The organism is Pseudomonas putida, assembly GCF_002906855.1.
GTDB lineage: Bacteria > Pseudomonadota > Gammaproteobacteria > Pseudomonadales > Pseudomonadaceae > Aquipseudomonas > Aquipseudomonas putida_N.
The window spans coordinates 1-10,539 of sequence record NZ_MINI01000007.1 but is presented as its reverse complement, the minus strand read 5'-3'; the positions used below and the strand labels follow the sequence as shown (position 1 = coordinate 10,539).

At 58.8% G+C, this 10,539-nt stretch carries 12 protein-coding genes; 8 read left to right on the top strand and 4 right to left on the bottom strand.

All coding sequences use genetic code 11. The features are described from left to right. Positions 1 to 43: 43 nt before the first annotated feature. From BGP85_RS00115 to BGP85_RS00105, 3 genes are all read right to left on the bottom strand, one after another. The gene (locus BGP85_RS00115) at positions 44 to 907 is read right to left on the bottom strand and encodes a hypothetical protein (protein WP_103466409.1); all 864 of its coding nucleotides are present in this window, start codon (positions 905 to 907) and stop codon (positions 44 to 46) included. Between the two features lie 112 nt (positions 908 to 1,019). Beyond that, positions 1,020 to 1,208, bottom strand: coding sequence for a hypothetical protein (locus BGP85_RS00110; RefSeq protein WP_103466407.1), 189 nt, complete (start codon positions 1,206 to 1,208; stop codon positions 1,020 to 1,022). Position 1,209: 1 nt separating this feature from the next. Then, positions 1,210 to 1,584, bottom strand: a complete 375-nt coding sequence (locus BGP85_RS00105; RefSeq protein ID WP_103466404.1) for a hypothetical protein — start codon at positions 1,582 to 1,584, stop codon at positions 1,210 to 1,212. 932 nt (positions 1,585 to 2,516) lie between these two features. Here BGP85_RS00105 and BGP85_RS00100 point away from each other — a divergent pair. From BGP85_RS00100 to BGP85_RS00070, 8 genes are all read left to right on the top strand, one after another. Beyond that, a complete protein-coding gene (locus BGP85_RS00100; protein WP_103466402.1) occupies positions 2,517 to 3,164 on the top strand; it encodes a recombinase family protein in 648 nt (215 codons plus the stop codon). A gap of 28 nt (positions 3,165 to 3,192) precedes the next feature. Continuing rightward, positions 3,193 to 3,573: a very short patch repair endonuclease gene (locus BGP85_RS00095; protein WP_258036107.1), complete on the top strand. Its 381-nt coding sequence runs from the start codon at positions 3,193 to 3,195 to the stop codon at positions 3,571 to 3,573. Beyond that, the gene (locus tag BGP85_RS00090) at positions 3,570 to 4,751 is read left to right on the top strand and encodes a DNA cytosine methyltransferase (RefSeq protein WP_103466398.1); all 1,182 of its coding nucleotides are present in this window, start codon (positions 3,570 to 3,572) and stop codon (positions 4,749 to 4,751) included. Before BGP85_RS00095 ends, BGP85_RS00090 begins: the two co-directional genes overlap by 4 nt. Beyond that, positions 4,748 to 5,506 carry a GIY-YIG nuclease family protein gene (locus tag BGP85_RS00085; RefSeq protein ID WP_103466396.1) on the top strand — a complete coding sequence of 253 codons (759 nt, stop codon included), beginning with the start codon at positions 4,748 to 4,750 and terminating at the stop codon, positions 5,504 to 5,506. The genes BGP85_RS00090 and BGP85_RS00085 overlap by 4 nt, the downstream gene beginning before the upstream one ends. Before the next feature lie 130 nt (positions 5,507 to 5,636). Next, positions 5,637 to 7,097 carry a DNA sulfur modification protein DndB gene (locus tag BGP85_RS00080; RefSeq protein ID WP_103466394.1) on the top strand — a complete coding sequence of 487 codons (1,461 nt, stop codon included), beginning with the start codon at positions 5,637 to 5,639 and terminating at the stop codon, positions 7,095 to 7,097. Between the two features lie 159 nt (positions 7,098 to 7,256). Next, a complete protein-coding gene (locus BGP85_RS28795) occupies positions 7,257 to 7,424 on the top strand; it encodes a hypothetical protein (RefSeq protein ID WP_181005064.1) in 168 nt (55 codons plus the stop codon). A gap of 102 nt (positions 7,425 to 7,526) precedes the next feature. Continuing rightward, positions 7,527 to 8,177, top strand: coding sequence for an AAA family ATPase (locus BGP85_RS00075; protein ID WP_219811571.1), 651 nt, complete (start codon positions 7,527 to 7,529; stop codon positions 8,175 to 8,177). Positions 8,178 to 8,179: 2 nt separating this feature from the next. Beyond that, positions 8,180 to 8,446 (top strand): ribbon-helix-helix domain-containing protein, encoded by a 267-nt coding sequence (locus BGP85_RS00070; protein ID WP_103466392.1) that lies wholly within the window; start codon positions 8,180 to 8,182, stop codon positions 8,444 to 8,446. Between the two features lie 18 nt (positions 8,447 to 8,464). Here the strand turns inward: BGP85_RS00070 and BGP85_RS00065 are convergent, their stop codons facing one another. After that, entirely contained in the window at positions 8,465 to 9,499 is a 1,035-nt protein-coding gene (locus tag BGP85_RS00065; protein ID WP_103466389.1) for a replication initiator protein A, read from the bottom strand. Positions 9,500 to 10,539 lie beyond the last annotated feature (1,040 nt).

The window sequence follows — 10,539 nt, the reverse complement described above, 5'->3', positions numbered from 1 at the left end:
CTCGGTCTGAACCGCCTACCGTATATCTGTGCCCCTTTAATGTTCAGGGGCGGAGAATGACCAGGAACAGGGGGCCTTCGACGGTCTCGTACTTGAACCAGTCGGCCGGGTGGAAGATGAGCGTCCAATCGAAGCGCCGGATGAAATCCTGGTCCGGAGCGAACGACGCAAGATGGTCTCGGTCGTGGGAGATCATGAGTGCGAGGTAGAGGATCGCGAACAGCCCGGTTGCGGTGATAATCGAACCCGTCACGCGTTCACGCCCGCCGAAGCCGTGGAAGGCTCCGCGCACTCCGAAGAAGCCCGTGGCGAGGGCCGTGGCGGCAACGACAAGCGAGAGCAGTGCTGCCATGCCCATGGCGGCGATCGCGTCGGCCGAGACGTCATTGTAGAGCCAGTAGCCGATGCCAAACTCAATCGCCAGGGCGAGAACGATGCTGAAGACGGTGAGCCAGGCGTTGGGGGTCTCGGGATCGCGATCGATTTCGCGGCTGCTGCGGAAGGCGTGGTAGACCATCCGCTTGCGAACAGCCGTTGCCTTGGCGGCTATCGTATCATCCTGCCGCTGGCGGGTTTCGTTGACGATCGTCACGTCGACGCCGGCGAGCTGGAGATCCGGATCGAGCGCCTCGATCGTGTTGAACTGAGCCTCCAGATTACGCATGTCCTGGCTGGTCTCGCGGGCCTCGCGGCCGAGGCATTCTTCCGTACCGAGGCGGATGAGACGGAGCGGCGAGCTGGGTTCATCGTCATCGGCGCCAGCGACAGCCAGCCGGCGCATCTCGCCTGGGACGCCGGCCACGATGGTTTTAATCTCATTGATGGCGGCATCATTGCTCTTGGGGAGGAGCGTGGAGCCGTAGGGCACTGCCTCGGTAGAGTGCAGTTTACGGAAACGGATATTCATGGATTATCTCCGGGCAAGAAGGTGCGATTGGCGGGCGCGTGGGCGGTCGCCATGACGAATGCTCGTGTTGGGAGATGAGAAAGGGGCGGATGCCGCCCCTTTCTGGTGGCAATCAGTCTTCTTCCAGCTGATCGCCCCACTCTTCGTAGTCGGTGGGGGCAGGCGTAGGGAACGCGGCAAGTGCCGAGCGCAGAAGCGCCCGATATTCGTGGTAGCTGAATTGCACGCAGATGGTCTCTGCTTCAGCTGCTCCCTTGGCCTGCCCAGGCGCGTGCGGGCGCGCGGGCAGGAAAGCGCTCATATCAGGAGTTCCGCTGCACGACGGGCCCACCGTCCAAGGCGGTGCGCACCCAGTTTTCCGCGAAGTCCAGCGCTTCACGGAGGTGGCGCGGCTGGCGCGGCGGAATGAGCTCGAACGGGAACTGGTCGTTGCCGGTCGGCCGCAGGTCATGCCGTTCAGAGAACGGTTGCAGGCCATCCTGGTCTTCCACACCGATCGCGAAGATGCGGTAAGGATCATTGGCGAACGCAATCTTGGCGTAAGCGTTGCGGCGGCGCAGGGGGAAGCCGTGCGCGAGTGCTTGCGGCGGGTCTTTGGCGAAGGAAGCGGCGGGTGCACGGGTGCCGCCGTCGAAGCGGCGGCCATCGGGGTCGTGGCGGGAATTATTCTGGCTCACGAGGTTCTCCTTAGTGTGAACAAGGGAACGGTGGAGCGCGGACATCACCGCGCCACCACCTCTTCATGGACAACCAATTCGTTTCGACCCGGTGGTGGAAGTCCGGTGTTCCAATCGAAGCGACATGGCCGAGCGCAAGAGCGTTGCGCCTAGAGGATTGAGCCTCAAAACATAGAGGGTCAGTGCTCCTGACTATATTGGAACACTGCGACGGGTAGGCGAGTCAAGGGGGAAAATTCTGGAATCAGAAAAAAGGCCAGCGGCGACGTTGTCGTCGCCGCTGAACCTTTTGTTGATCGGCAAGCAGTTGGAACGCTGCCTGCCAATCCGTAGAAGCTGTCCATGAAAAGGCGTTTGGATGCGTCTTTTTCGGCTTCTACGTTTCTCTTTATAAACGGCAATCACTTTCACATAGGTAAATGGGAATATATTCCCACACGCAATTGCCGTCAACAAACTTCCGCGTCGCGGTTTTACCGCCTAAAAGAAAAGCCCCCCGGCGCTGTACCGGAGGGCTCATGACTCAAAGGGCCGAAAAATCCAATCCGGAAATCGAGTTCCGCCGCGGGCGCCGAAGCGCGATATGTCCAAGCCCTATAACCATAGATACTTTCAACTCGTGTGCGCCCTGGCTTGTCAATGCACATCGATTAAAGTTTTTAGGTAACGCGCTGCCAGCGACGTAACTAGTTGCAGAAAAGCAACAGGCGTTCGCGACAGCGACGGCTACCTCGTTGAATTGACCTTATGTCTGCAACTGAGGCTATTTCATGGCAAGGAGCCAAAACGACCTTCGTCTAAAAGACGTATTTTCTACCTATATGGGTATACTTCAAGCGAAGTGGTGTTGAGCGCTTCGTAAAATCCCGTTTGACGACTCAAAACGAAGCGGTCACCATCGAAGCATCCTAATCGAAGTGAAAGTCTGCGCCATGCTCGCTCGAACTTACCTCCGGGCCAGCACCCAGGAGCAAGACGCGACGCGCGCCAGGGATGAGCTTGTTGCGTTCGCCGCCGCGCGCGGGTGGAAGATCGCCACGCATTATATTGAGAATGAGAGCGGTGCGACGCTTCAGCGCCCGGAATTGTTCCGGCTGTTGTCGGACTGCGATCATGGCGACGTACTGCTCGTCGAGCAGGTCGATCGCCTTAGCCGGCTCTCTGCCGATGACTGGCGCCGCCTCAAGGACGAAATCCAGCGCCGGCGCGTCCGTGTAGTCGCGCTCGACTTGCCGACGTCGTGGAACATGGTCTCGGCCGATCCCGATGATATCCAGGCGAGAATGCTCGACGCCGTCAACGCAATGATGCTGGACATGCTGGCCGCAGTGGCGCGAAAGGATTATGAGACGCGGCGCAAGCGCCAGCAACAAGGCATCGTCGCCGCGAAGGCTGCGGGAGCATACAAAGGCCGGCGCGAGAATACCGCGCGTAACGCCGCGATCATGATCATGCTGCGCGCCGGGCAGTCCTGGAAGACGATCCAGTCTGCCACCGGCTGCTCCAGCTCGACCTTGCAGCGGCTGGTCAAGCGCATGCGCCAATCCGATCCGTCCATGGACGCGGCCGCCGATGGATAGCCTTACGCCAGAGGAACGGAGTATCCGGATGGGGTTGGTGCGAGGCCGTGACACCAAGCCGGAAATGATCGTTCGGCGACTCTTGCACCGCATGGGATATCGATATCGCCTTCATGGCAAGGGATTGCCAGGTAAGCCCGACATTGTCTTTGGAAAACGTCGCAAGGTCATTTTCATCCACGGCTGCTTTTGGCATCGTCACGCCGATCCGAGCTGCCGTCTCGCCCGCCTGCCAAAGTCTCGTCTTGAGTTCTGGGAACCGAAGTTCGCGGCCACCGTGGTGCGTGACGCGCGCGCTGAGGCCGATCTTCGCGACGGTGGCTGGAAAGTTCTTGTTGTCTGGGAATGCGAATTGCGGAATAGTGAACAATTAGAGAACAAATTAAGGCGGTTCGTGGAGGAATCATGAAGGCAATCGAGCTATTCGCCGGCGCCGGCGGCCTGGGCATGGGCGTGAGCAAAGCAGGCTTCACCCCGCAAGCGGTCGTTGAGTGGGATCGTTGGTGCTGCGATACTATCCGCGAGAATCGCGAGAATAAGGTCACACCCTTGGCCAGCTGGCCAACGCCAATCGAGGGCGATGTCCGCGGCGTAGATTTTCGTCTCTTCGAGGGCAAGCTCGACCTCGTCACCGGCGGCCCGCCCTGCCAGCCGTTCTCGCTCGGCGGCAAGCACCAGGCGCACGCGGATCGCCGCGACATGTGGCCGGAAGCCGTGCGCGCCGTGCGCGAGACGAAACCGCGCGCCTTCATCTTCGAGAACGTCAAGGGCTTGACCCGCGAGAGCTTTGCCACCTACGTCTCCCATATTGTTCTGCAGATGACCTATCCCGACATCGTCGCCAAGACGGGCGAAAGTTGGGAAAGCCACCTCCAGCGGCTTGAGCGTCACCACACCAGCCGCCGGCGCGTCCCGGGACTTGAATATCGCGTCGTGTTTCGCGTCCTCAACGCCGCCAATCATGGCGTGCCGCAGCGCCGCGAGCGCGTCGTCTTCGTCGGTTTCCGATCCGACCTCGATATCAAATGGGCGTTTCCCGCGGAAACGCACTCGCTCGACGCCCTGCTATGGGATCAAATTCACGGCGATTACTGGGATCGGCATCAGGTTCGGAAAGCCGACCGCGACATCGGCGCTCGCAACCGCCAGCGCGCGACGCGCCTCGTGGAGAAGCCCGACACCCTGCCTTGGCGTACGACGCGCGACGCGCTCGCGGACCTGCCCGATCCCGAGCGCGAGCCTGCCAAGGCCGCAGCCTATCTCAATCACCGCTTCCAGTCAGGCGCGCGATCCTATCCGGGACACACCGGTAGCCCACTCGATGAGCCCGCCAAGACATTGAAAGCTGGCGTGCATGGCGTGCCGGGCGGTGAGAACATGCTTCTGCGGCCGGATGGCAGCGTCCGCTATTTCACCGTGCGCGAGAGCGCCCGCCTTCAAACCTTTCCCGACGACTTCCGCCTCCACGGTTCCTGGTCGGAAGCGATGCGTCAGCTCGGCAACGCCGTGCCGGTGGAGTTGGCGCATGTCGTCGCGTCGAGCGTGGGCGCGCATTTGCATGGTAAGGCTTCGGGTATCGCCGCATGACGGGTTACGTCGAATTTGAGTTCGATCTTCCCGGTGCCCTGCTTGTTCGGTTGATTCAGATACTGGATAAGATCGAGGCCGTGACGCTGAACGCCACGAACCTCGCCGCCATTCCCGAGGAGCAGGGCGTCTATCAGCTCTATCTTGACGATCAGCTCGTCTATATCGGCAAGACCGACGCCGATGCCGGCCTGCACAAGCGACTTTCCCGGCATGCCCGGAAAATCATGCATCGCGTCGGGCTCGATCCAGCGCGCGTCAGCTTTAAGGCCGTGCGCGTCTTCGTCTTTACCGCCGTCGACCTGGAATCCGACTTGATCCGTCATTATGGCGGCGTCAAATCGATCGATTGGAACGGCAGCGGGTTTGGGTCAAATGACCCCGGCCGCGAGCGCGACACGACCAAGGTCGACCCGAAGAACTTCGACGCCAAGTTCCCGATCGACATTGACCGCGTGTTGGCGTTCGCCATTGACCAGGACGAAACTGCGGCGAGCGCCCTCGCTCGGCTGAAGGAAGCCCTGCCCTACACGTTCCGCTATCAGGGAAAAGGCGGGGGTAGTCGAAAACCGCATCCGGACATGGAAGCCACCGTGCTTCCAGCTAAGGGTGGGCCAATGACACCGCGAGAGGCGATCAAAACGATTGTCGAGCATATGCCGGCTGGCTGGCAGGCTACCGCCTTGCCGGGCTACATCATTTTGTACAAAGAGGACAGAGATTACCCCCAGGCGGAAGTCATATTGCTTAAGTGAAAAATTAATTTATCTCCTGGGACATAAATTAATATCCCTGGGACATTAATTTATGTCCCAGGGGACTTTACATGGCGTTTTTTGAAGCGTATACACCTGCCTATCGAAACATTTTGATAGGCAGGTAGCCATGTTCGGAAACACCAACGGAATGCCGAAGCCCATGTCGGTCGACGAGGACAACCTCGAACTGGGCAGTCTGGACAGCATGATGTCCTTCACGGGGAGCGACGAGGAACCGTTCACGGTTTTCGTCGGCTACAATCTCGGCCGCATGACCTGGGTTACGGACGTGCCGTTGGTCAAGCTCATCGAATGGTCCTCGGTCGCGAACGACCCCGAGAAGGGCGAGATCGCCCAGCGTCCACTCGACCTCGCCCACGCCCGTGGCCTTGGCGTCTACATGCTGAAAGGCCTAGTGAATTCCGCCATGGCCCGGCGCGTCCTCATGAACAAGCCCATTCCGGAGATCTTCCAGAAAATCCTGAAGCAACTTGGCACACAGCCCTATTTTTCGCTTCAGCCGTTCGTCGCCAACATTCGCGATATCAATCCTGAGAAACCGTCCGTGCGCGCCGAGCGCATTCAGTCCAAGAACAACGAAACTCGCGGTTTCCAGGTGTACTTGCCGCGGCATTTCCGTTGGTGGATGATCGACGGTCAGCACCGCCTCGTCGGCGGGCAGACGACGAAGGAATTTCTCGAACACGTCACCAAAACCGGCTCATATCCGGCCCGCAACAACCTCTTCACCGGCCGGGGCAAGGTGTCGCCGGAGGAGATGATCGTCTGGATGGAAGCGCTGGAATGCGCCCGTTCGTTCGCTAGCGTCAAGGTCGAGCTTCACTTGGGCCTGTCGATTGAGCAGGAGCGCCAGCTCTTCCATGATCTCAACAACCTCGGCAAGAAGGTGACCCGGTCGCTTTCCTTGAAGTTCGATGGCTCGAATCCCATCACCAAGTTCATTGACGATGTGCTCGTCGACGAGATGGGCGTGCAGGATTGCGAGAACGAGCAGACGGATTGGGCGCAAGATAACGGTTGCCTCCCTCGTAAGGACATCGTCGCCATCAACGCCATCGCCTTCCTTAACAAGGGCAACATCACCGGCGCGACGCCAGCGATCATCGAGCCCCGTGTAGAGACGGTGTCGCAGATGTGGGCGGCGATCCTGAAGCTGCCCGGCGTCAATCAGGCGGGCGCCAAGCTCGCGACCGTCGCGGCGCAACCGGTCGTGCTCAAGGCGATCGCCAAGATCGTGTTCGACCTGGCGTTTTCCAACCGCCGTCCGGACAATGGCGACACCCTCCTCGACTCGGCATTCGCCCGCCTGGGCGAGGTCGAATTCGGCCACGACAATCCAATGTGGCGCTTCTATGAAATGAGCGAGGAAGATCGCGCCGAGGCCGGCATCGATAACTTGGCGGCTTATCTGCCCGACCAAGGTCAGGTCACGGCCGAGGCGAACCGAGATCTTGGCTCCTTCCAGGGTGGCGTCATGCGCTTCGGATCGAAGCATAATGACATCTTCCCGATCCTGGCAGACATGATCCGCTGGAAGCTTGGTCTGCCGAACCGGCACGTCAAGTAATGTCATGAAATTGGTGGGACCGCCCTAACGGTCCCACCGTCAATGTCGGTCTGATGGCGTGGCGACACCATCAGCTGGCTCGCCCCGGACATTCAGGCCATAGCAATCTGAATGTACTCCGCCAGGCGATTTATTCAACAGGTCGCTGGAGTAAAAAGCATGAAGAAGCCTATTGGCACCACTGCCCGCACGGGCGAATCCTGCCCGGAAAGCGGCGTTTGGAAGGTGAAGGGTACGCCCACCACCACTGCGCCGATTGCAAAGAACAATCGCATGCCGCCGTATAGCGGTAAGGCGGTGACTTGGCAGCTCGTCAGTTATGCCTGATCACTCGAAGGGCCGGCGTTGCCGGCCCTTCCTTCATCGTATTAGCCTTTAATTAAAAAACGTTACAACGTTAAAGGTCTTTAATGTCACAACGTTGTAGCGTTGTCCCTGTTCTTGTATTATCCTATCTTGATGAAAGTCATCTCGCTCATTACCCAAAAAGGCGGCACGGGGAAAACCACTCTTGCCATATCCTTGGCTGTTGCCGCGCAGGAAGCCGGTGAAAAGGTCTATATGATTGACCTAGACCCCCAAGGCTCCTTGATGAGCTGGGGGCAGCGGCGGGAGGCGGACGAACCGCCTGTTGACCAGACCACGCCCGCTAAACTGACCGCGGCCATTGATGGACTTCGGAAGTTGGGGTTTAGCCTGGTCGTTATCGACACGGCCGGGATTGATACCGCCGCCAGCGCGGCGGCGATGGCCGTTTCCGACCTCGCCCTGATACCTTCCCGCCCGAGCCTGCTCGACATCGAGGCGGCGCGGCCGACGATGGGGGCACTGACCCGTCTCAATAAGCCGTTTGCGTTCGTGCTAAATGCCTGTCCGCCCGGACGGTCACCGCGCTCCGCCGATGCGGCCAAGGCCCTTTCCCTGCTTAACGTCCTGGCGCAGCCGTTCGTCGCCATGCGGGCCGACCATATGGACGCCGTTGCCCTAGGCCTGGGGGTGACGGAACGCGACCCTAACGGCAAGGCGGCTGATGAAATCAGGACGCTGTGGGCATGGATTAAAAAGAACCTGGGAGAATAGCCATGGCGAAGAAACCTGCCGTCAGCCTTACGGCCCTGACGGAATCGGCCGCACCTTCAGCGGAGGAGGTTGGTGAAACTGTAACGTTGGAGCGTGGTAACGTTAAAACGTTAAAACGTCTCAAGCATACTAGCCTGTATCTGCCCCCGGAGGCGCAACGGGCCATCAAGGAAATCGCCTTCCAGTTCGACCGGCGGCCCCACGACCTCTACATTGAGGGCATCAACATGATGCTGGCGAAATACGGGAAGCCTCCCGTCAAGAAATAACGCTGCAACGTTGTGACGTTATGCGTTGCCGTTACGCTCGTACCATTTGCGGCAGAAGCCGAGAAACGCCGCGTCCGGGTTTTTAGGGCGTTCCGCCCCGCCATCCGTCATCCAGCTGCGCCAACGCTCTTCGAGATAATAGATATCCCAGGTCGGGGCGCAGGTCTTGGCATCCAGGTAGGTTTCCGGCTTGAGTCGGATAGTGGAGGTGGCCTCCGCGACCTCCTGCTTCACACGCCGATTGATGAACAGCACCATGTCGTCATTCCCGAACCGCACGCTGTAATCCGGCAGGTGGTCATGCTCTACTAGGTCTTTCAGCAGATAGCGGAACTGCTTCAGGGGGCTATTGGAGCCGCACTTCTTTTTGAGGACGGCCAGGCTGATGCGCCACTCCACCTGGGCACCGCAATGCTTGCGGGCAATCTCGTAGATGCGCCGCTCAATCGGTTTCCGTAGGCGGAAGTAGTCTCGGTTCAGCGTCAGGACTTCCTGCGCCTCAATCGCGTGATAGAGCCACTGGGAGAGGGTGATACGGATGTTCGTGATGCGCTTGGTCTTGCGGTCACGCTCGACGGTGCTTTCCTCGACCAGGCCGAATTCGCGGGTCTGTTCGTTCCCGGCCGTCTTGATATTGGTGCGCAGGCGCGTGCCGCCCAGGCGGGACAAGGCATCCTCGAGCAGACCGTAATCACGGCCGCCGGTATAGCGGTTGGTGAAAATCAGAAGCTCGCGGGCACTGATGACAATCTCCCGCGCAATGGGACGCCCCGCATTCTTCGCAGCGATGAGCTGGCTCACCGCGTAAATCAGAATGTCCTTGTCATAGATGGTCGCGAGACCTTTGACGCTCGGAGTAATCTCCAGCCAGCGGTCGCCCTGCTCATAGCGCCGGATTTGCAAATCCGGCTTCGTCGCCAAGGTGAAAACAGGGTGCTCCATCGAGGCCATGTCATCCTTGATGACCGCGTCGCTCACATCACAAACAAACAGCTCGCCCTGGGGATGCCGATCGGGCAGCAAGCTATCTTGATTCGGGATATCAGTGACCATAGGCATCAAATTCGGGATATCAGTGACCCCTGTCAAGGGATTCGGGACATCAGTGACTATTTTGCAAGCACCTATTGTGGCAATTCCGTCAAACACTACCGAAAATAGCGGGAATCAAGCGTCCGAAGTTAAGTTTCGGGACTTTAGTGACCGCCTTGCGGGGTTCGGGACATCAGTGACCAAAACCCGGATATCAGTGACCGAACATGCGGGACATCAGTGACCCTGTGGATAAAATTATGATTTTTTTTCAATCAGTTATATATGTTTTTCCAACCCTTAACAGATTCTTTAACACGAATATAACACTACGACTTATCCATTTTTTGAAGCATCTAACCCCCTGGGGGCTGTCTGCCCCCAGACCCCCGAGGATATTTCTAAAAGGATTAGAGACGGGAATTGCAGGCGTGGCCACGGCTCCCTCGGAGGATAGGTGGCGATGTTTGCAAGGGAAGGATGAAGGTGGCGACTACTGGGATAGACATTTGGCGGGAGTGCCACCACGCTATGGTGGTGGCAGCCCTAACCCTTTACGGCCATCGGCTTCCCAGCCTGTACCGTGACATGAGTCAATCACGCCGTGCGCATCCTGCCAAGCGAATTCCTTTTGCCCGCATGGGATTGGAGCCGGCCGAGTTCGCCGTACGAGCGGCCCATCTGCTTGCCTAACGTGTTGGCCTTCCTTTCAATGCTGACGTACTGGACCGGGATCGGATGATGGATGCGATGATTGAAGCTTTGCCGGCTCCGAGAAGCCTGGTGGATCTTATCCGCGAGATCGTCACGGAGGTGGCGCCCTAACACAATTTCGTCGTTAGTCTCCAACAAATTGCCTCGCGGGAGGCTCTAGGACGCCTTCTCTCATGCTTTTGCAAGTTGAGAACGGTAGGGCTCATTGAGACACTCGAAACCCCTCCTAACCCTTTTAGAAATATCCTCGGGGGTCTGGGGGCAGACAGCCCCCAGGGGTAAGATCCGGCATGGGGGGGCTCCGTGGGCATTTCTGCAATAATACCCGCTAAGGGAAATCGAAGTTG

Excerpts from the sequence above, each read along its gene's own strand:
- BGP85_RS00115 (WP_103466409.1), bottom strand. The coding sequence starts at position 907 with ATGAATATCCGTTTCCGTAAACTGCACTCTACCGAGGCAGTGCCCTAC.
- BGP85_RS00070 (WP_103466392.1), top strand. The coding sequence starts at position 8,180 with ATGGCGAAGAAACCTGCCGTCAGCCTTACGGCCCTGACGGAATCGGCC.
- BGP85_RS00110 (WP_103466407.1), bottom strand. The coding sequence starts at position 1,208 with ATGAGCGCTTTCCTGCCCGCGCGCCCGCACGCGCCTGGGCAGGCCAAG.
- BGP85_RS00085 (WP_103466396.1), top strand. The coding sequence starts at position 4,748 with ATGACGGGTTACGTCGAATTTGAGTTCGATCTTCCCGGTGCCCTGCTT.
- BGP85_RS00095 (WP_258036107.1), top strand. The coding sequence starts at position 3,193 with ATGGGGTTGGTGCGAGGCCGTGACACCAAGCCGGAAATGATCGTTCGG.
- BGP85_RS00100 (WP_103466402.1), top strand. The coding sequence starts at position 2,517 with ATGCTCGCTCGAACTTACCTCCGGGCCAGCACCCAGGAGCAAGACGCG.
- BGP85_RS00090 (WP_103466398.1), top strand. The coding sequence starts at position 3,570 with ATGAAGGCAATCGAGCTATTCGCCGGCGCCGGCGGCCTGGGCATGGGC.
- BGP85_RS00065 (WP_103466389.1), bottom strand. The coding sequence starts at position 9,499 with ATGGTCACTGATATCCCGAATCAAGATAGCTTGCTGCCCGATCGGCAT.
- BGP85_RS00080 (WP_103466394.1), top strand. The coding sequence starts at position 5,637 with ATGTTCGGAAACACCAACGGAATGCCGAAGCCCATGTCGGTCGACGAG.
- BGP85_RS28795 (WP_181005064.1), top strand. The coding sequence starts at position 7,257 with ATGAAGAAGCCTATTGGCACCACTGCCCGCACGGGCGAATCCTGCCCG.